General features: G+C 74.3%; 19 protein-coding genes. 9 read left to right on the top strand and 10 right to left on the bottom strand.

Translation table 11 applies throughout. The annotated features are described in order from the left end of the window. Window positions 1–15: 15 nt before the first annotated feature. The 3 genes from ACFWZH_RS18415 (at window position 16) to ACFWZH_RS18405 (ending at window position 3,329) form a co-directional block, all read left to right on the top strand. The gene (locus tag ACFWZH_RS18415; RefSeq protein ID WP_384431615.1) at window positions 16–1,659 is read left to right on the top strand and encodes a PucR family transcriptional regulator; all 1,644 of its coding nucleotides are present in this window, start codon (window positions 16–18) and stop codon (window positions 1,657–1,659) included. Window positions 1,660–1,722: 63 nt separating this feature from the next. After that, window positions 1,723–2,673, top strand: coding sequence for a metallophosphoesterase family protein (locus tag ACFWZH_RS18410; protein ID WP_384431737.1), 951 nt, complete (start codon window positions 1,723–1,725; stop codon window positions 2,671–2,673). After that, on the top strand, window positions 2,670–3,329 hold the full coding sequence (locus tag ACFWZH_RS18405) for a 4'-phosphopantetheinyl transferase (RefSeq protein ID WP_384431614.1): 660 nt from the start codon (window positions 2,670–2,672) through the stop codon (window positions 3,327–3,329). Before ACFWZH_RS18410 ends, ACFWZH_RS18405 begins: the two co-directional genes overlap by 4 nt. A gap of 154 nt (window positions 3,330–3,483) precedes the next feature. On the opposite strand, the gene msrB is transcribed toward ACFWZH_RS18405, so the two are convergent. The 4 genes from msrB to ACFWZH_RS18385 form a co-directional block, all read right to left on the bottom strand. Continuing rightward, complete coding sequence (gene msrB, locus ACFWZH_RS18400) at window positions 3,484–3,891, bottom strand: peptide-methionine (R)-S-oxide reductase MsrB (RefSeq protein WP_384431611.1); 408 nt, start codon at window positions 3,889–3,891, stop codon at window positions 3,484–3,486. A 20-nt stretch (window positions 3,892–3,911) separates the two neighbouring features. Further along, window positions 3,912–5,315, bottom strand: coding sequence for a UDP-N-acetylmuramate--L-alanine ligase (gene murC / locus ACFWZH_RS18395; protein ID WP_384431608.1), 1,404 nt, complete (start codon window positions 5,313–5,315; stop codon window positions 3,912–3,914). Window positions 5,316–5,454: 139 nt separating this feature from the next. Next, a complete protein-coding gene (locus tag ACFWZH_RS18390) occupies window positions 5,455–6,132 on the bottom strand; it encodes a response regulator (protein ID WP_384431605.1) in 678 nt (225 codons plus the stop codon). After that, a complete protein-coding gene (locus ACFWZH_RS18385) occupies window positions 6,129–7,364 on the bottom strand; it encodes a sensor histidine kinase (RefSeq protein ID WP_384431602.1) in 1,236 nt (411 codons plus the stop codon). The genes ACFWZH_RS18390 and ACFWZH_RS18385 overlap by 4 nt, the downstream gene beginning before the upstream one ends. A 184-nt stretch (window positions 7,365–7,548) precedes the next feature. On the opposite strand from ACFWZH_RS18385, the gene ACFWZH_RS18380 reads away from it, so the two are divergent. Together ACFWZH_RS18380 and ACFWZH_RS18375 are read left to right on the top strand one after the other, a co-directional pair. Next, window positions 7,549–8,649, top strand: a complete 1,101-nt coding sequence (locus tag ACFWZH_RS18380; RefSeq protein ID WP_384431599.1) for an ABC transporter permease — start codon at window positions 7,549–7,551, stop codon at window positions 8,647–8,649. After that, a complete protein-coding gene (locus ACFWZH_RS18375) occupies window positions 8,646–9,332 on the top strand; it encodes an ABC transporter ATP-binding protein (RefSeq protein WP_384431596.1) in 687 nt (228 codons plus the stop codon). The genes ACFWZH_RS18380 and ACFWZH_RS18375 overlap by 4 nt, the downstream gene beginning before the upstream one ends. A gap of 114 nt (window positions 9,333–9,446) precedes the next feature. Here ACFWZH_RS18375 and ACFWZH_RS18370 read toward each other — a convergent pair whose 3' ends face one another. Then, on the bottom strand, window positions 9,447–9,920 hold the full coding sequence (locus ACFWZH_RS18370; RefSeq protein ID WP_384431734.1) for an indole-3-glycerol phosphate synthase: 474 nt from the start codon (window positions 9,918–9,920) through the stop codon (window positions 9,447–9,449). Between the two features lie 156 nt (window positions 9,921–10,076). After that, window positions 10,077–10,901, bottom strand: a complete 825-nt coding sequence (locus ACFWZH_RS18365) for a pyrimidine reductase family protein (RefSeq protein WP_384431593.1) — start codon at window positions 10,899–10,901, stop codon at window positions 10,077–10,079. Between the two features lie 67 nt (window positions 10,902–10,968). On the opposite strand from ACFWZH_RS18365, the gene zapE reads away from it, so the two are divergent. Beyond that, window positions 10,969–12,093, top strand: a complete 1,125-nt coding sequence (gene zapE, locus ACFWZH_RS18360; protein ID WP_384431590.1) for a cell division protein ZapE — start codon at window positions 10,969–10,971, stop codon at window positions 12,091–12,093. A 39-nt stretch (window positions 12,094–12,132) separates the two neighbouring features. On the opposite strand, the gene ACFWZH_RS18355 is transcribed toward zapE, so the two are convergent. Then, window positions 12,133–13,131, bottom strand: a complete 999-nt coding sequence (locus tag ACFWZH_RS18355) for a hypothetical protein (RefSeq protein ID WP_384431587.1) — start codon at window positions 13,129–13,131, stop codon at window positions 12,133–12,135. Between the two features lie 52 nt (window positions 13,132–13,183). Here ACFWZH_RS18355 and ACFWZH_RS18350 point away from each other — a divergent pair, with 52 nt between their 5' ends. Continuing rightward, window positions 13,184–13,837 carry a TetR/AcrR family transcriptional regulator C-terminal ligand-binding domain-containing protein gene (locus ACFWZH_RS18350; protein ID WP_384431585.1) on the top strand — a complete coding sequence of 218 codons (654 nt, stop codon included), beginning with the start codon at window positions 13,184–13,186 and terminating at the stop codon, window positions 13,835–13,837. An 88-nt stretch (window positions 13,838–13,925) separates the two neighbouring features. Beyond that, complete coding sequence (locus ACFWZH_RS18345) at window positions 13,926–15,302, top strand: alkaline phosphatase PhoX (RefSeq protein WP_384431582.1); 1,377 nt, start codon at window positions 13,926–13,928, stop codon at window positions 15,300–15,302. Between the two features lie 82 nt (window positions 15,303–15,384). On the opposite strand, the gene ACFWZH_RS18340 is transcribed toward ACFWZH_RS18345, so the two are convergent. From ACFWZH_RS18340 to ACFWZH_RS18330, 3 genes are all read right to left on the bottom strand, one after another. Then, the gene (locus tag ACFWZH_RS18340) at window positions 15,385–15,630 is read right to left on the bottom strand and encodes a hypothetical protein (RefSeq protein WP_384431579.1); all 246 of its coding nucleotides are present in this window, start codon (window positions 15,628–15,630) and stop codon (window positions 15,385–15,387) included. 48 nt (window positions 15,631–15,678) lie between these two features. Then, window positions 15,679–16,347, bottom strand: a complete 669-nt coding sequence (locus ACFWZH_RS18335; RefSeq protein ID WP_384431577.1) for an ABC transporter — start codon at window positions 16,345–16,347, stop codon at window positions 15,679–15,681. Window positions 16,348–16,469: 122 nt separating this feature from the next. Then, the gene (locus ACFWZH_RS18330; protein WP_384431574.1) at window positions 16,470–17,420 is read right to left on the bottom strand and encodes an ATP-binding cassette domain-containing protein; all 951 of its coding nucleotides are present in this window, start codon (window positions 17,418–17,420) and stop codon (window positions 16,470–16,472) included. Between the two features lie 282 nt (window positions 17,421–17,702). Between ACFWZH_RS18330 and ACFWZH_RS18325 the strand changes: the two genes are divergently transcribed. After that, window positions 17,703–18,461, top strand: coding sequence for a peptidyl-tRNA hydrolase (locus ACFWZH_RS18325; RefSeq protein WP_384431571.1), 759 nt, complete (start codon window positions 17,703–17,705; stop codon window positions 18,459–18,461). Window positions 18,462–18,514: the final 53 nt, after the last annotated feature.

The following is an 18,514-nucleotide window of genomic DNA, read 5'->3' as shown; positions in this document are numbered from 1 at the left end:
AGGGACACTGGAGCCGTGCCCCTGCGTATCTCCGACCTCCTGGCCAGGCCCGATCTCCGTCTGTCGGTCACCTACGAGGTGCCGCCGCGGCTGCTGGACCGCACGGTCGAGGCGGCGACCGTCTCGGATCTGCTGACGCCGGGCAAGTGGCTGCAGGGCGGTGAACTGCTGATGACCATCGGCCTGTTGCTGCCGATGGAGCCGGCCGCCTGCCGGGCCTACGTCCGGGACGTCGCCGAGGGCGGGGCCGCGTGCCTGGCGCTCGGGCTGGGGCAGGGACTGCCGTACCAGGAGGCGCCGCGCCCGCTGGTGGCGGCGGCCGAGGAGGCGGGCCTGCCGCTGCTGACGGTGCCGGACGAGGTGCCGTTCATCGCCGTCACCAAGGCGGTCTTCGACGCGCGGGCCGACGAGCAGCGTGCGGCGCTGCACCGGGCGTTCGCGACCCAGCGGCGGCTGACGGCCGCCGCGGCGGCCGGCGACGGGCTGCGGCCGATGCTGGCGGAGTGGACGGCCGCCACCGGGGTCGGCGCCGTGGTGCTCGATCCGCTGGGGCGCCTGCTGGCGGCGGGCGGGCGCGAGCCGCAGCCACCGCCCGCGCAGGCCCGCGAGCTGATCGAAAGGGTCGCCACGCGCGGGCTGCGCGGCAGCGCGTCCAGTACGGCCGCGGGGCAGCAGCTGGAGGTGCAGCCGCTGGGTGCGCGGCGGCTGCGCGGGCTGCTGCTGCTCACCGGCAGCCCGGACGAGGCCGCCCGCTCGGTCGTCCCCGGTCTGGTCTCGCTGCTGTCCCTGGAGCTGGAGCGCCGGCATCTGCGCGACGAGCCGGAGCGCCGCCGCAGGTCGGCACTGCTCTCGGAGCTGGTCGCCGACGAGGATCCGTCCGCCGACCGGGCCCGGGACATCCTGCACTCGGTGGGGCTGACCGCCGAGCGGGTGCGGGGGGTCGTGGTGGATCCGGGCGGCGCGGACGGTGCGGCCGGTGCCGGACGGCCTGCGGGAGACCCGACGGGGGACGCGGCTGCCGACGCCGCCCAGGAGACGGCCGCCGATCTGGCCCTGGCGATGCCCGGCGGCCTGGTCCGGGTCACCGAAGCGGCGCCGGGCGGCGCACCTGGCCGGCTCATCGAGGCGGTGGTCGGCGAGGAACTGGACATCCGCGATGTGCTCGCCCGCTTCGCGCCGCACTGCCCGGCGGGCATCGGCCCGGCCACCGCCCCCGAGGCCGTACGGGTGTCGCTGCGTCAGGCCGCCGGTCTGCTCGCCGTCAGCCGGTCCAGCGGCGAGCCGGAGGAGGCCCGGCAGAGCCAGTCCAGCCGGCTGCTGCTCGACCTCGGTGACCGCCGTACGCTGCACGGCTACGCCGATTCCGTGCTGGGTCCGCTCGACCTCGCGGACAACGGCGAGGAGCTGATCGCCACCCTGGCGGCCTGGCTGGAGACCGGCGGCGCCTGGGACGCCACCAGCCGCCGCCTCGGCGTCCACCGGCACACCGTGCGCAACCGCCTCGACAAGGCCATGGACCTCACCGGCCGCCGCCTCGACGACCCCGACGACCGCTTCGACCTGTGGCTGGCCACCCGCATCCGGCGCGGCGGCGCGCCGTCCGCCCACACCGCCGCCCGACCCGCTCCCCCGCCGCCCCCCACACCACCAGCCCGGTGACCGACGCCGCTGTGTGCCCGCCCCGCCTTTCGTTCTGGCCTCCACACCGTCTTTACTTCGATGGTGACCTATGAGATCCGCACCCTAGAACCCGGCGCCGCCGGCCCAGCCCCCACCGCCCCCGCTCCCGGCTCCGTACGGGGCGGCGGGCGCGGGACCCTGGTGGCCGTCAGCGATCTGCACATCCGCTACAAGGAGAACCGCGAGATCGTCGAGCGGTTAAGACCGCGGTCCGATGACGACTGGCTGCTGGTCGCCGGTGACGTCGGCGAGTACGTCTCCGACATCCGCTGGGCGCTCGGCCTGCTCAGCGAGCGGTTCGCCAAGGTGGTGTGGGTGCCGGGCAACCACGAACTGTGGACCCCGCCGGACGACCCGGTGCAGCTGCGCGGCGTGGCGCGCTATGAGCATCTGGTGGACATCTGCCGGGAGTTGGGCGTCCTGACGCCCGAGGACCCCTATCCGGTCTGGGAGGGCGTCGGCGGGCCCGCGGTCATCGCCCCCCTCTTCCTCCTCTACGACTACACCTTCCGCCAGCCGGGGCTGACGTCGAAGGCGGAGGCGCTCGCCCAGGCCGAGGAGGCCGGGGTGGTGTGCACCGACGAGTTCCATCTGCACCCGGACCCCTATCCGACGCGGGAGGCCTGGTGCCAGGCGCGGGTGGCGGCCACCGAGGCCCGGCTCGCCGCCGTGCCGGAGGAGCTGCCGACCGTCCTGATCAACCACTGGCCCGTGGTGCGCGAACCCACCCGGCCGCTGTGGTACCCGGAGTTCGCGCTGTGGTGCGGTACGGAGGCGACCGCCGACTGGCCGCGGCGGTTCCGCGCCGCCACCGTCGTCTACGGCCATCTGCACATCCCCCGGCTGCTGATGTGCGACGGCATCCCCCATCAGGAGGTGTCGCTCGGCTACCCGCGGGAGTGGCAGCGCCGCTCCGGCGAACCGGGCCGCCCGGTCCAGATCCTTCCCACCCCGGCCGCGGTCGCGCCCGACGTCACGGGGAGCCACGCATGATCGACAAGTTGCTGCCCGCGCCGATCGTGACCGCCGAGGCCTTTCAGGACGTGCCCCTGTCCGAGATGTTCCCCGAGGAACAGGCGCTGGTGGCCAAGGCGGTGCCCAAGCGTCAGCTGGAGTTCGGCACCGTACGCAGCTGCGCCCGCAGTGCGCTGTCCCGGCTGGGCTTCGCCCCCGCGCCGCTGCTGCCCGGCCGCGACCGGGCGCCGCAGTGGCCGGCCGGTGTCGTCGGCGCGATGACGCACTGCGCCGGCTACCGCGCGGCCGCCGTGGCCCAGCGCCGGGACATAGTGACCGTGGGTCTGGACGCGGAGCCGAACCTGCCCGTGGACGACCCCGGCGTCATCGATCTCGTCACCCTGCCCGAGGAGCGCGCCCAGCTCCGCCATCTGGCGGACCTGGAACCGGAAGTCAGCTGGGACCGGCTGATCTTCAGCGCCAAGGAGAGCGTCTACAAGGCCTGGTACCCCCTCGCCCAGCGCTGGCTGGGCTTCGAGGACGCCCTGCTCACCCTCGACCCCACGGACGCCACCTTCACCGCCCGCCTCCTCGTCCCCGGCCCCGTCGTCGACGGCAGGGAGGTCACCGAGTTCAGCGGGGGGTGGCTGGTCGAGGCCGGGTTCGTGGTGACGGCCATCGCCATGACGGCATGAGGCGGGGCTGACGGCTCACGGCTCACGGCTCACGGCTCACGACTGACAACGGCACGGGGCCGGCGGTGGGAGGGGGTTGCCCCGCCCGCCGCCGGCCCCGCGTCTCGTCCGGTGTCAGCCGGCTTGGCCGACCGTCAGTCGTCTTCGTCGCTCGTCAGTCCTCGTCCGCCGTCAGCCGCAGCGAGATGCTGTTGATGCAGTAGCGCTGGTCCGTGGGGGTCGGGTAGCCCTCGCCGGCGAAGACATGGCCGAGGTGGGAGCCGCAGCGGGCGCAGCGGACCTCCGTCCGCACCATGCCGTGGGAGCGGTCCTCGATGAGCTCGACCGCCTCGGAGTCCTTGGGGTCGTAGAAGGACGGCCAGCCGCAGTGGCTCTCGAACTTGGTGTCGGAGCGGAAGAGCTCGGCGCCGCAGGCACGGCAGGAGTAGACACCGGCGGTCTTGGTGTCGGTGTACTCGCCGACGAACGCGGGCTCGGTGCCGGCCTGCCGGAGCACCTGGTACTCGGCGGGGGTCAGCTCGGCGCGCCACTGCTCATCGGGCTTGTCGATCTCGTACGGCATCTGGGTGCCTCCTCCTCAGCTCAGCTGCCCAGGCGGGTCAGGATGGCGGGGCCGAGGTCGGTCACATCGCCCGCGCCCATGGTGAGAACAAGGTCACCGGGCCCGGCCATTCCGGCGATCACGTCCGGGACGGCGGCCTGGTCGCTCTCGGCGGTGACGTCGGCGCCGGCGGCGCGCGCGGCGTCGATGATCAGGGAGCTGGTGACACCGGGGATGGGGTCCTCGCGGGCCGGATAGATGTCCAGGACGACGGAGGCGTCGGCGAGGGCCAGCGCCTGGCCCATCTCCACGCCCAGCTCCTGGGTGCGGGAGAAGAGATGCGGCTGGAAGACGACGACGATACGGCTGTCCGAGCCCTGCGTGGCGCCGCGGATGGCCTCCAGGTCGGCGGTCATCTCCGTGGGGTGGTGGGCGTAGGAGTCGATGACCTGGACGCCGGCGGCCTCGCCCTTGAGCTGCAGGCGGCGCTTGACGCCGGTGTACTTGCCGAGGGCGGAGGCGAGGTTGTGCGGCGGCAGGTCCAGGGCGACGCCGGCGGCCAGGGCGGCGACGGCGTTGTGGGCGTAGTGCCGGCCGGGGACGGAGACGGTGAAGGTCAGGATCTTGCCGCTGGTCAGGGCGACGGTGACGTCGCTGGTCAGGCCGCGGGGGTTGACCTTGAGGATGCGGACGTCGGCGTCCGGCGACTCGCCGTAGGTGACGACCTCGATGTCGTAACGGCCGGCGATCTTGGCGGTCAGCTCGCGGGCGCCGGGGTGGTCGGCGGAGATGACCAGGGTGCCGCCCGGGCGGATGCGGCCGACGAAGGTCTCGAAGGACTCGTAGATCTCGTCCATCGAGGCGTAGTTGGCGTGGTGGTCCAGCTCGACGTTGAGGACGATGGCGACCTCGGGGGCGTACTTGTGGAAGCTGCGGTCGCTCTCGTCGGCCTCGGCGACGAAGATCTCGCCGGAGCCGTGCTCGGCGTTGGAGCCGGGGGCGTCGAGGTCGCCGCCGATGGCGTAGGACGGCTTGAGGCCGAGGGCACCGAGGGAGACGGCGAGCATGGAGGTCGTCGTCGTCTTGCCGTGGGTGCCCGCCACCGCGATGGGGCGCAGGCCGTCCATGAGGGAGGCCAGCGCGTCGGAGCGGTGCACGACGGGGATGCCGCGCTCATGGGCGGCGGCCAGCTCGGGGTTGTCGGGGCGGATCGCGGAGGAGACCACGACGCTGGTGGCGTCGGCGGCGAGATGCCCGGCGGCATGGCCGATGTGGACCGTGGCGCCGAGGTCGCGCAGGGCCCGGGCGGTCGCGGAGTCCTTGGCGTCGCTGCCCGCCACCTGGGCGCCGCGCTGCGCGAGGATCTTGGCGATGCCCGACATGCCGGCTCCACCGATGCCGATGAAGTGCGGCCGTTCCATCGAGGCTGGGATGGCGGGTGCCATGGTGCGTCTCCCTGATCGTCGATCATCGCGAGCGGTACTGCTGTCGTTCTGTCGTGCTGCCGATGATTCTCGCACCCGGCACCGACAGCGCCGGTCCGCGGACCCCGGCCGGCGACGGCACCGGTCCGCGGGCCGCCGCTCAGCGGCGGATCAGGCCCTGGGCGGTGGCGGCGGCGACCGCGGACGTGCGCGAGTCCACGCCCAGCTTGGCGTAGATGTGGACAAGGTGGGACTTGACGGTCGCCTGGCTGAGGAAGAGCCGCTTGCTGATCGCGGCGTTCGACAGGCCGTCGGCGACGAGCTGGAGGACCTCGGTCTCCCGGCGGGAGAGCGCGGTGGCGGGGGTCCGCATCCGGTCCATCAGGCGCAGCGCGATGGTGGGCGCGAGCGCGGACTTGCCGGCGGCGGCGGTGCGCACCGCGGCGGCCAGTTCCTCCGGCGGGGCGTCCTTGAGGAGGTAGCCGGTGGCGCCGGCCTCGATGGCGGCGAGGATGTCGGCGTCGGTGTCGTACGTGGTCAGCACCAGGACCCGGGGGGCACCGGGGCGGGCGGCGATCGCGGCGGTGGCCTGGGAGCCGAGCATCCGACCGCCGAACTGGAGGTCCATGAGGACCACGTCGAGGTCGCGCTCCGCGGCGAGCTCGACGGCCTGCTCGGCGGTGGCGACGTCGGCGACGACCTCGAAGTCCGGTTCGGTCTCCAGGACGGCGCGCAGCCCGGCACGCACGACGGGGTGGTCGTCGGCGAGCAGCAGCCGGATGACGGGGGCCCCGCCCTGGGGCGAGGCCGGCGTCCCGGGAGAGTCCGTAGTGGTCACGAGGCGGCCTCCGGGGTGGCGGGTGCTGCGGTGCAGGGCAGGGTGACGGCGACGGCGGTGCCCTCTCCGGGGGCGGACTCCACGGCGAGGGTGCCCTGCAGCGCGCGGGCCCGGGCGCGCATCGCGGCGAGGCCGAAGCCGGTGCCGGAGGCCGCCGCGGAGCCCGGTGCGGGCACCTCCGCGGGCACGAATCCGGCGCCGTCGTCGACGACGTCCAGGGCGACCTCGGTGTCCATGTAGCTGAGGGTCAGCTCGACGCGGTCGGCGGCGGCGTGCTGCACGGTGTTGGCGAGCGCGGACTGGGCGATGCGCAACAGGGCCACCTCGTGCGGGGTGGGCAGGGCGGTGGGCGCGCCGGAGACCTGGCAGTGCACGGCGAGACCCGACGTACGGGCGGTGGTGGCGCAGAGCCGCTCCAGGGCGGCCGGCAGCGTCCCCGCCTCCAGGTCGGGCGGGCTCAGCGCGCGCACGAAGCGGCGCGCCTCGGCGAGGTTGTCCACCGCGGCGGTACGGGCCTGGCGGACATGGCCGAGGGCCGTGCCGGGCCGCTCCGGCAGGGCGCGTTCGGCGGCCCGCAGCAGCAGCTGGATGCTGGACAGGCCCTGGGCGAGGGTGTCGTGGATCTCGCGGGCCAGCCGCTCGCGCTCGGCGAGCACTCCGGCGGCGTGTTCCGCCGTGGCGAGTTCGCTGCGGGCCGCGGTCAGCTCCTCGATGAGGCGGCGGCGCTGCTCGCTCTCCCGATAGAGGGCCTCGTAGCCGAGGACGACGGCGACGGCGACGGCGGCGCCCAGCGCGGGCCCCAGCACCGTGCCCACGCTCAGGGTGTGGGTGTGCCAGCCGAATCCGGCGACGGCGAGGGCGGTGGTGGCCACGACGGCGGGCAGCGCCCAGCGCAGCGGCAGCAGATGCAACTGGACGAAGAAGAGCGGGAAGGCCAGCCACACGCCGTCCGGGGTGAGGGCGAGCAGCACCAGCCAGAGCAGTGCCACGGCGCCCAGCCAGAGCGCGGCGGCACCCGTGGAGCTGCGCAGACGGGGCAGCTTGGGGCCGATCGCGTACACGGCGAACAGCGCGACGGCGGTCGGGACGACGGCCGCGGCGTCCGGCGCGTGGTCGGCGACCGCGCGGACGACGGCCAGCCCGAGCAGCGCGGCCACCATCAGATGCAGGCAGCTGCGCAGGACCCGCAGGACGGGGGTGAGGGAGTGATCGGTCACGGCTTCTTCGGTCACGGCCTCTTCAGGCTAAGGGCCACCTTCACCTGCGGCATCAATCGAAGGGTTGATCCCGGGGCGCACCTTTCGACGCCGGTGAACCACTCCGCGGCGCGATGCCGGAGCCCCGCCCGGGAGGCGACGGTGGACACCAGTCGCCGGGCAGTGGGTCCGGCGCCCGGATCCGAGGAGAGACCCGCCGGTGTTCGTCGCCTGGAGAGACCTGAGATTCGCCAAGGGGCGGTTCGCCCTGATGGGCACCGTCGTCGTGCTGATCACGGTGCTGGTGGGTCTGCTGTCCGGCCTGACCGCGGGCCTGGGCCGGGAGAACACCTCGGCGATCACCGCGCTGCCCGCCGACCACCTGGTGTTCTCCGCCCCCGCCGGGGACGACGCCGTCGCCTTCGCCGGTTCGCGGCTGCCGGAGCGGACCGTGGGGCGGTGGGCCCGGGTGCCGGGCGTACGGTCCGCCGAACCGTTGGGTATCACCACGACGAAGGCGGGTGCGGACGGGCGGACGGCCACGGTGTCGGCGTTCGGGGTGCGCCCGGGGGCGCGGCTGGGCGCGGACACCGGGCGGGTCGGCGAGGGCGCGGTGGTGCTGTCCGAGAAGGCCGCCGACTCGCTCGGTGTGCGGGCCGGGGGCTCGCTGACGCTGGGCGGCCGTACGGTGCGCGTCGCGGCGGTGTCGGGCGCGGCGATGTACAGCCACACACCGGTGGTCTGGACGACGCTGGGCGACTGGGCGCGGCTGTCGGGCGGCTCCGGGGGCCAGGGCCGCGGCTCCGCTCCCGCCCCGGGGGCGACCGTGCTGGCCCTGTCCACCACCGGGAGCGCCGATCTGGCGGCCGCCGACAAGAAGCTGGGCACCCGGACCGTCACGACCGACGACGCGCTGCAGGCGATCGGCTCGTACTCCGCCGAGAACGGCTCGCTGCAGCTGATGCGGGGCTTTTTGTTCGCCATCTCCGCGCTGGTCATCGGGGCGTTCTTCACGGTGTGGACGATCCAGCGCAGCGGCGATGTGGCCGTGCTGAAGGCGCTGGGCGCCTCGACCCGCTATCTGCTGCGGGACGCGCTCGGCCAGGCCGTCGTCCTGCTGGTGATCGGTACGGGCCTGGGCACCGCCGTGGCGGCGGGGGTGGGTGCCGGGATCGGCGGCGCGGTGCCGTTCGTGCTCGATCCGTCCACCGTGCTGATCCCCGCCCTGATCATGATCGCGCTGGGTGCCGTGGGCGCCGCGCTGTCCATCCGCCGCATCACCTCCGTAGACCCGCTGACCGCCCTGGGAAGTGCCCGATGAGCCTCGAACTGACCGATGTGACCCTCACCTACCCCGACGGCGGGGCCCGGCTGACCGCGCTGGACGAGGTCTCGCTGTCCGTGCCCGCCGGATGTCTGACCGCGGTGATCGGGCCGTCCGGGTCCGGGAAGTCCAGCCTGCTCGCGGTCGCCGCGACGCTGATCGGCCCGGACCGCGGGCGGGTGGTGATCGACGGTACGGACACCGCGGGCCTGGGCCGCGGCGAGCTGACGGCGCTGCGCCGCACCACGATCGGCACGGTCTTCCAGCAGCCGAATCTGCTGCCCTCCCTGACCGCCGTCGAGCAGCTGCAGGTGATGGCCCATCTCGACGGCCGCTCGCCCCGCAAGGCGCGCTCCCGGGCGCTGGAGCTGCTGGCGGCGGTCGGCCTGGACGGGCAGGCCCACCGGCGCCCGCACCAGCTGTCGGGCGGGCAGCGGCAGCGGATCAACATCGCCCGGGCGCTGATGAACGAGCCCGCCGTGCTGCTGGTGGACGAGCCGACCAGCGCGCTGGACCACGAACGCGGCGCCGCGGCCCTGGATCTGCTGCTCACCCTGACCCATCAGCGCGCCACCGCGACGGTGCTGGTCACCCACGACGCCGCGCATCTGGACGCGGCCGACGAGATCGCGGAGGTGCGGGACGGGCGGCTGCGTCCGCGGGTCGGGGCCCGTTCCTGACGGCCGCCGGGGCACCGTCTTGGACGGCCGCCGGGGCGGTGCGCGCCGCCCCGTACACCCGCGCGGGGCGCGAGTACGCCGACCGGGTGGCGCGCCCGCACTGCGCGGACGAGGTCAGGCAGACCCCTGGGGCTGGTCGTCCGCAGCGTGCGAGAAGAGCTTGAGCACCGGGACGCCGACCTTGTGGCGGGCGCGGGAGGCCCAGTCGCGGTGGAAGAACTCCTCGACGAAGTGCGGCGTGGTCAGCACGATCACCTCGTCCGCGCCGGTCTCGTCGACGACGGAGCGCAGCAGGTCCAGCGGATGGGCCTCGACCACCTGTCCGATGGCCTCCGCGCCCGCGTCGCGCAGCGCTTGCAGGGTGTGGGACAGGGCGAGGTCGGCGGGGGCGTCCGCCGCGCTGCCGCCCGGTTCCTCGCCCTCCCGCACGGCGTCGTCGAACTCGCCGAGGGCCACGTCGTCGATGGCCCGCAGCAGTACGTCCTGCTTGCCGCGCGGCTGCATCAGGACGACGAACGACATCGGATCGTCGCCGTGCAGGGTCGTCACAAACTCCACGTCGGCGGGCGTCAGTGGCTTCTCGATCATCAACACGCTCGTGAACACGACGGACGCCCTTCTTCTCTTCGGGGCACTGCGGTGCGCGGTGCCCGACAGAAACCATCCTGCCCCGTCGCCACACGGGACTGCTGGCTTTTAGTGTGCCCAAAGGAAGCTAAGCGGAACAGATAATTCCGCCGATTGTCAGGACCGACGGTAGCGAGTGAACAGAAACCCGGCCTCCTCCAATACGGACGCCAGGACGAACCGCTCGGGAACCGGGACGGCAGGTCCGTCCATGATCCTCGGCGCGGCGCCCACGGCGACCACCGGGGCCAGGGTCAGACACATCTCGTCCACCGCCCCCGCCGCCGCGAACTGCCCCAGCAGGCGCGGCCCGCCCTCCGTGAGCAGCCGGGTGTACCCCTGTCCGGCCAGCACCCCGGCCACCCGGGCCGGATCGACGCCCAGCCCCTCACCGGCGAACAGCACCTCGGCCCCCGCCTCCCGGGCCTTCGCCACCTGGTCCGCCGGCGCGCCCGCACCGGTCAGTACGAGGGTGGGCACCAGCGGCTCGGTGAACAGGGGCAGGCCGAAGTCCAGCCCGAGACCGGCGGTGACCACCGCGATGGCGGGGGCCGGGCCCTGACCGGCGGCGGCCCGCCGGGCGGCGAACGCCTCCCGGGCGCGGGCCGGCCGGTAGCCCTCCTGCCGTACCGTTTCCGCACCCACCACCACGACATCCGCGAGCGCCCGCAGCACCCCGAAGATCCGCATGTCGGCATCGCTGGAGAGCGGCTGCGAGCGGCCCTCGTGATGAGCCGCGCCGTCCATCGACGACACCATGTTGGCGCGCAGCCACCCGCCCCGCCGCGCACACGCCGGATCGTCCGGCGCCGGATACGCGTAGGCCTCGGCCAGCTCGTCCAGGGTCCACTCCCGGTCGGTCGGACCGGGCGGCGGCGGCCCGGCAACCGTGCCGTCGGGGGAGGTCGCGGGCGGGGTGGGGAGGGGGAACAGGCGTCGCATGGCGGCAGTGTGACATGCCTCGCTCGGCGGACCGGCGGATACCGCCGAGGAGATAGGCTGGACGGCTGTGTCGCCTTCCCAGCCCTCTTCCGCGCAGCCCGACCCGATAGCCGGACCGCCGGCCGACGGGGACGCCGTGGCGCCCACCGCGCTCACCTCCCGCGCCCCGCACGTCCCGGCCGACCGCCTGGTCGCCGAGATGGTGCCGCCGCCGCGCTTCCAGGACGCCCGCTTCGACACCTACATCCCGGACGCCCAGCAGCCCAGCCAGGCCGAGGCCGTCCAGGTGCTGAGCGACTTCGCGGACGGCATCGACGCCGGAACGGGCGCGGGCACCACCAAGCGGCGCTGGTTCGCCAGGAAGCCGGCGGCCCCCAAGGGCCCGCGCGGCGTCTATCTGGACGGCGGCTACGGCGTCGGCAAGACGCACCTGCTCGCCTCCCTGTGGCACGCCGCCCCGGCCCCGGCCGAACGCAAGGCCTTCGGCACCTTCGTCGAGCTGACCAACCTCGTCGGCGCGCTCGGCTTCCAGCAGACCGTCCGCACGCTCGGCGACCACAAACTGCTGTGCATCGACGAGTTCGAGCTGGACGACCCCGGCGACACCGTCCTGGTCTCCAGCCTGCTCGGCAAGCTGGTGGACGCCGGCGTGGCGCTGGCCGCCACCTCCAACACCCTGCCCGGCAAGCTCGGCGAGGGCCGGTTCGCCGCCGCCGACTTCCTGCGCGAGATCCAGGGCCTGAGCGCCCACTTCCGTCCGCTGCGGATCGACGGCCAGGACTACCGCCACCGCGGTCTGCCCGAGGCCCCCGCCCCGTACGACACCGAGACCGTCACCCGCGCCGCCTACCGCACGCCCGGCGCCTCGCTCGACGACTTCCCCTCCCTTCTGGAGCACCTGTCGAAGGTGCACCCCAGCCGCTACGGCGCGATGTGCGACGGCATCGAGGCGGTCTGCCTCACCGACGTCCAGGCGGTCCCCGACCAGTCCACCGCGCTGCGCCTGGTGGTCCTCGCCGACCGCCTCTACGACCGCGAGGTGCCTGTACTGACCTCCGGCAAGGCCTTCGACGAGCTGTTCAGCGAGGAGATGCTGCGCGGCGGCTACCGCAAGAAGTACTTCCGGGCGATCTCCCGCCTGACGGCGCTGGCCCGCGACGCCAAGCCGCTGGTCGCCGACGAGGCGCCGTAGGGGCGCTCCGGGCCCTGCCCGGCCGATCCAACGGGAGGGCTACGACTTCCCGTAGTGCCGGGCCAGGGCGTGGAACGCCTCCTTCGGCTCCCAGGGCGCGACGGCGTCGCCGCGCTCCCCGTCCAGCACCTTGACGATGCCGTACGACCCCAGGTCCGCGTCCCGGAGCGGATCCTCGCGGTGCGGCAGGGCGTAGCAGGCGAAGCTGAACCAGAAGGTCGTGTCGACCCCCTCCTCCTCGAAGAGCGGCAGCAGGTCGTCCATGTAGCGGACCTGTTCGCCCTCGTCCCGCACGGTCCCCGGCGTGACGGTGCCGTCCGGCTGGACGACGAGCCAGCCGGCCGCACCCATGTCGCCGGCGCCCCGGTAGGCGCAGCAGCCGGCCTCGGTGACCACGACCGGCTTGCCGTGCGCGAAGTACGCCCGCAGGTCCTCGCGGTAGGTGGTGGCGTTGCGGCTGCTGCGGTACGCGTCGACGCCGACGAGGTCGAAGGGCGTCCAGTCGATGTGCTCGATGGGGATCGACGCGTAACTGAGCGGACCGCCGAACCGCGGCCGGACGGCCCTGGCCACCTCGGCGAGGAAGGCGTTGACCGGCTCCGGGATCGCGGCGAGCGCCTTCTCCCGCACCTCCGGTGCGGCCCGCAGCGGCTCCATACGGTCGTTGAAGGTATCGCCGGGCAGGTAGCCGCAGTTGAAGATGCTGATCTCGCAGCCGGTGGCCAACACGACATCGGCCCCTTGGCGCCGCAGCTCCTCGGCGCGGTCCGCGCACTCGACGAAGTACGGCAGGAGCTGATCCTCCGTCATCTCGCAGGGGAACGGCGAGTACCAGACCGCGAGTCCGGCCTCCGCCGCGGCCTCGGCCGCCGCGCTGATCCGCCCGGGGTCGCCGCCGGTGATGCGCACGGTGTTGCAGTGCAGGTCCTCGGCGATGACCCGCATGTCGCGCGCCGCGAGGTCGGGGGTGAATCGGGGGTTCGTGTTGTCGCCGTTCGGAAACGTTCCGGTGTCGTACTGCACGCCCTTGCCACGCATGGCACCCCTTAAGGTTCGTCGCGTATCTTATCCACCGCGTAAGATACACACTGTGCCTAAAGATGTGAACAGTGAGGCGCCGCCCCCAGGGCGCCGACGCAGGGGCGCCGCACTGGAAGCCGCCCTGCTGGACGCCGCCTGGGAGGAGCTCCTCGCCGTCGGCTACCACGACCTGACGTACGAGGGCGTGGCGGCCCGCGCCCACACCAGCCGGACGGTGCTCTACCGGCGCTGGCCCGAGCGCCGCGACCTGGCCCTGGCCGCCCTGCGGCACCGCACACCGCCACTGCCCCCGCCGCCACCGGACACCGGCGCGCTGCGCACCGACGTCCTCGCACTGCTCGACCAGATCACCACCCGGCTGTCGGCGATCACCCCCGTCCTGGAGGTGCTCACCGACAGCCGGACCCGCGGCACCGACCTGGGCGATTTCATGACGGAGCGCTCGCGCGAGGCCGGCGGGGACGCGATGGCGCAGGTGCTCGACCGCGCGGCCCGGCGCGGCGAGCTCGACCCGTCCCGGATCCCCGCCCGGGTCGCCGCCCTTCCGATCAACCTCGTGGCCAGCGGGATGCTGATCACCCATCGCGCTCCCGCGGAAGCCGACGTCACCGCGGTGGTCGACGAGGTGTTCCTCCCGCTGATCGCGCACTACGGCCGGGCCGGCTCCCGGACCGCGGACCCCGCGGCGGAACGGGAAGAGTGACCGGCCCGCGCAGCCTGGTTCCCGGCGGCGCGGGTGCGTGGTACACACGAGCGGGTTACATCACCTGTCCGCCAACAGGGAGTGGCCCATGTCTGCGACACGACGTCAGATTCTGACCAGAGCCGGTGCGTTGGGGGTTTCCCTCGCCTTCTCCGGAAACGTCACCGAGATCTTCGCCGGGACCGCGACCGCCCGGAGCATGGGGCGGCGCGGCTACGGCCCGCTGGTCCCCGACCCGGCCGGTCTGCTCGATCTGCCCAAGGGCTTCCGGTACAAGGTCCTCTCCAAGGAGGGCGATGCGCTGCCCTCCGGGGAGGGCAGGGTGCCCAGCAACTGCGACGGTATGGCCGCCTTCCCCGGTTCTCCCGGCCGCCACGGCAGTACCTACCTGGTCCGCAACCACGAGAACCGCACCGGCTCCCGCTCCGCCGTGCCCCGGGTCCCCGACCTGACGTACGACCCCGGTGGCGAGGGCGGCTGCACGGCCCTGGAGCTGGACCGGAACAACACCGTGCGCTCCGAACGGGTCGCCATCGCCGGCACCTCCACCAACTGCGCGGGCGGCCACACCCCGTGGAACACCTGGCTGACCTGCGAGGAGACCGAGTTCCGGGCCGGTGAGGAGAACTACACCAAGGACCACGGCTTCATCTTCGAGGTCGACCCGTACGACCCCCGGCGCACGGGAGCCGTCCCGCTGACGGCCATGGGTCGCTTCCAGCACGAGGCCGTCGCCGTGGACCCCGGGACCGGCACGGTCTACGAGACCGAGGACGCCTTCGAGAAGCCGTTCGGGCTCTTCTACCGCTTTCTGCCGAACAAGCCGAGGGGCGGGCGCGGTTCGCTGCGGGCCGGCGGCCGGCTGCAGGCGCTGCGCGTCCCCGGAGTGCCCGACCTGTCCACCATCCAGGAGCCCGGCACCACCTTCGACCATGTGGAGTGGGTGGACGTCCCCGACCCGCTCGCCCGCCAGACCCCCATCCGCTTCCAGGACTTCGGCCCCCGGGGCATCACCCACGCCCAGAAGCTGGAGGGCTGCTACTGGGGCGGCTCCTGCGTCTACTTCGTCTCCAGCTTCGCGCACCGCGACGCCGGTTCGGCGGCGGACCACTACGGCCAGGTCTGGAAGTACGAACCGCAGCGGCGGCGCCTGACCCAGGTCGTCGTCTTCGGGCCCGACTCCGATCTGCAGCTTCCCGGCGAGTCCCCCGACAACATCTGCCTGGCGCCCAGCGGCGGCCTGATGGTCTGCGAGGACGGCGAGGGGGCCCAGCACGTCTTCGGCCTCACCCGGCACGGCGAGGTCTATGCGATGGCGCGCGGCCGCCAGAACATCGGCACCCCGGAGAAGCCGGAGTGGGGCGAGTTCGCCGGTGTGACCTTCTCACCCGACCACCGCACGATGTACGTCAACTGCTACACGCCGGGGACGACGTTCGCGGTGACCGGGCCGTGGCAGCACTGATGCGGCGGGCCCGCGCCGACACGGCGGGACCGGGCTGACCATGGGGTGGCCGGTCGTGCGCGGCGTCCTTAGTGGCGGCCGGTCACCCCGAGCAGGCGGTGCGCTGGGCCTCCTGCCATTCGCACACCGGGCAGAGCACGATGCCGGGGCGGTCGGCGGGGTACTCGGTGGGACGGCCGCAGTGCAGGCAGTCGGCGCGGGGCGCGGGCGCGGGCGCGCCTGCGTTGCCGGTCGCGCCTGCGTTGCCGGTCGTGCCCGCGCGGCCGGTCGTACCGGCGCTGGTGGTCGTGTCGGCGCTGGTGGTCGGGGGATCGTCGGTGCCTGCCATGGTGCCGAGCCTACGCCCGCGCCCACCCGAGCGCGGGCCCCGTGCGGGTCAGTTGCGGCGGGAGCTGAGGGCGCAGGCGGCGGCCGTGGCAGCGGCGGCGATCAGGAAGGCGAGGGCGAGCGGGAGCCAGGGGGTGCTGATCGTGCCGTGGACGGAGCCGGTGACCAGGCCGGTGACGGCGGCGTTGGCGGGCGAGACACCGAGGACGAGCAGGAACAGTGCGCCGGTGAGGCCTGCCGGGATGCTCCAGGCGGAGCTGCGCAGGACCGGCCAGTTGCACAGCGCGCCGATCGCGGTGCCCAGCAGCAGGCAGGCCAGCGCGGCGAGCAGCCCCGCGGCGGCCGCGGGCAGAACCGGGACGGCGACGCGATGGTCGGTGGAGCGCGGGTCGGACAGCAGCACGGCCGCCGCCGTACCCAGCAGCGCGAGCAGCGTCCCGGCACCGGCCGCGGTGAGCACACAGGCCAGGTGCACCCGGCCGGGCCCGGCGGCGGCCGCGGCGCAGTTGCGGGCGGCCGGCGGCTCGTTGGTGACGCAGACCCGGGTGAGCCACACCGCTACGGGCAGCAGGGCGCCCGCGGCGTAGCCGAACGCGTCGAGGATCGGGCCACCGCTCTGGACGCCGATGGCCAGGAAGGCGGCGTAGCAGATGACCGGCGGCAGCCAGCGGTGCGAGCCGATGAGCAGCGCGGCCTGGTAGCGGAGGAGCGCGATCACGGGGAGGGGCCTCTTCGGGGTGTCGGAATCGGGGCGGAGCCGGCGGCGGACGGGGCGGAGCCGGCGGCGGGCGGGTCGGGACGCGTCGGAGCCCGGCCCGGGGGCGGGAACCACGGGGTCGTTCAGGGGGCGGGCGCCGCGTGCCCCGGGGCGGGGGTCTCGGCCGGAGCCGGGCCCCGGGCCGGGGCGACCGAGCGGATGTGCCAGGGCGGACGGGCGGCGAGCAGGGCCCGCAGCAGGGCGTCGGAGTGGGCGGCCGCGACCGTCAGCCGAAGCGTGCCGTCCGGGCCCGGCGCGATCTCCGGTCCGCCGGGAAGCCGTGCCGTCCCACCGGACAGCCCGGAACCCGCACCGGGCAGCGCCGCCGCCTCAGGCTCCGGCACGCGCCCCGGTGCGCCCTCCACCTCGATGACCACCCGTCGGCCGGTCGCCGCCGCCGCGCCCGCGGCGGGCCCACCGCTCTCCTCCTGGGGCAGCAGCCGCCCCTCCGCGACCCGATAGCGGGCGTCGGCCGCGCCGGCCAGCCGGTGCGGGTCGTGGTCGACGAAGACGACCGTGCCACCGGCGGCGACCCGCTCGGCGACGGCGCGGTCGAGCACCTCGCGCGCGCCGCGGTCCAGGCCGGTCCAGGCCTCGTCCAGGACGAGGAGTTCGGGCTCGGCGAGCAGGGCCTGGGCGACCGCGACCTTCTGGCTGGTCCCCTTGGACAGCTCGCCCAGTCGCGTGTGCGCATGCCCGGCGGCGCCGAAGCGTTCGAGCCACTCGGTGGCACGGCGGGCCGCTTCGGAGCCGGGTACGCCGTGGATGCGGCCGAGGTGGGTGAGGTAGCCGACGGCGGTGAAGGGCATGGCGGCCGGGAAGCGTTCGGGTACGTACGCACTGCGCGGCCGGCCGGTGATCCGCCCGGTGCTGGGGCGGTCGAGGCCGGCGAACAGCCGCAGCAGGGTGGACTTCCCGCTGCCGTTGGTCCCCTCGACGCGCAGCAGCGCACCCGCGGGCACGTCCAGACGGACATCCTTCAGCACCCACGGCCCGCGCACCCCGTAGCGCCGCCCCACCCCGTCCAGCCTCATCCGCTGTGCACCTCCACTGCCTCCGGCCTCACGGCGTCCCCCGGGACCCCGCGGTGCTCCCCCGCCGCCGTCCCCCGCGGCCGCGCCGTCCCCGACGGTAGCCGGAGCGACCGCCCGATGCGCGCGCGGGTGCGCACCGGGCGTCAGCCGCGTACCGAGTGAACCCCGGGCCCGTCGGGCGGTGTTGGCCGGCCGCCGACCGGTGCGAAAGCCCCGCCGGCCGGCCCCACCGGTCGCGAGGCCGGCGCCGGGGTTGTCAGTGGCGGCTGGCAGACTGGGCGGATGACCAGCACCGAGACCGCCGGGCAGCCCGGCAACAGCTCCGGCAGCCCGTCCCAGCACGCAGAGACCGACCGGGACGCGGCACCCCAGTTCGTGCTGCCGCTGGTCGCGCGGATGGAGCGGGCCGAGCCGCCGGCGCGTACGGACGCGCTGGAGACGGCCGCGCGGGCGGTGCTGGTGCTGCTGTCGGACGAGCGGTCGGCCGGGGACGGCGAGTGGGCCGAGGCGGTGCGGGCCTGGCAGGACGCCCGGATCCGGAAGGTGGTGCGGCGGGCGCGCGGCGCGGAGTGGCGGCGGGCCGAGGCGCTGCCGGGCATCACGGTCGGCGGGGACCGCGCCGAGGTGCGGGTCTATCCGCCGGTGCCGCTGGACGGCTGGCCGAAGGACCTGGCGCGCCTCCAGGTCTCGGGCACGGAGCTGGACGACCCGCAGCCGCCGAAGGCGCCCGCCGAGGGGCTGCCGGTGCTGTGGCTCAACCCCGAGCTGGAGATGTCGGCGGGCAAGGAGATGGCGCAGGCCGGGCACGGCGCCCAGCTGGCGTGGTGGGAGCTGTCCGAGGAGGAGCGGGCGACCTGGCGCGCGGCGGGGTTCCCGCTGGCCGTCCGCTCCGCGGAGCGTACGCACTGGGAGGCGCTGACCCGCAGCGGGCTGCCCGTGGTGCGCGATGCGGGCTTCACGGAGATCGCCCCGGGCTCCTGCACAGTGGTCGCGGACCACCCCGCACTGCGCAAGACGCTGCCGCGGGCCCTCCCGCAGTAGCCATGCGCTGACCGCCATGCAGGGGAAGCCCTGCCAGGGCAGCCATGCGCCGA

The sequence above is a fragment of the Streptomyces sp. NPDC059008 genome (assembly GCF_042749045.1).
Taxonomy (GTDB): Bacteria; Actinomycetota; Actinomycetes; order Streptomycetales; family Streptomycetaceae; genus Streptomyces.
The sequence above is the reverse complement of the archived record's forward strand: the minus strand, read 5'-3'. Positions and strand labels throughout refer to the sequence as shown.

Bases quoted from the DNA above. Each gene is read 5' to 3' on its own strand.
- msrB (WP_384431611.1), bottom strand. From the start codon at position 3,891: ATGCCGTACGAGATCGACAAGCCCGATGAGCAGTGGCGCGCCGAGCTG.
- ACFWZH_RS18345 (WP_384431582.1), top strand. From the start codon at position 13,926: ATGTCTGCGACACGACGTCAGATTCTGACCAGAGCCGGTGCGTTGGGG.
- ACFWZH_RS18405 (WP_384431614.1), top strand. From the start codon at position 2,670: ATGATCGACAAGTTGCTGCCCGCGCCGATCGTGACCGCCGAGGCCTTT.
- ACFWZH_RS18370 (WP_384431734.1), bottom strand. From the start codon at position 9,920: ATGATCGAGAAGCCACTGACGCCCGCCGACGTGGAGTTTGTGACGACC.
- ACFWZH_RS18365 (WP_384431593.1), bottom strand. From the start codon at position 10,901: ATGCGACGCCTGTTCCCCCTCCCCACCCCGCCCGCGACCTCCCCCGAC.
- ACFWZH_RS18375 (WP_384431596.1), top strand. From the start codon at position 8,646: ATGAGCCTCGAACTGACCGATGTGACCCTCACCTACCCCGACGGCGGG.
- ACFWZH_RS18340 (WP_384431579.1), bottom strand. From the start codon at position 15,630: ATGGCAGGCACCGACGATCCCCCGACCACCAGCGCCGACACGACCACC.
- ACFWZH_RS18325 (WP_384431571.1), top strand. From the start codon at position 17,703: ATGACCAGCACCGAGACCGCCGGGCAGCCCGGCAACAGCTCCGGCAGC.
- ACFWZH_RS18330 (WP_384431574.1), bottom strand. From the start codon at position 17,420: ATGAGGCTGGACGGGGTGGGGCGGCGCTACGGGGTGCGCGGGCCGTGG.
- ACFWZH_RS18355 (WP_384431587.1), bottom strand. From the start codon at position 13,131: ATGCGTGGCAAGGGCGTGCAGTACGACACCGGAACGTTTCCGAACGGC.
- murC (WP_384431608.1), bottom strand. From the start codon at position 5,315: ATGGCACCCGCCATCCCAGCCTCGATGGAACGGCCGCACTTCATCGGC.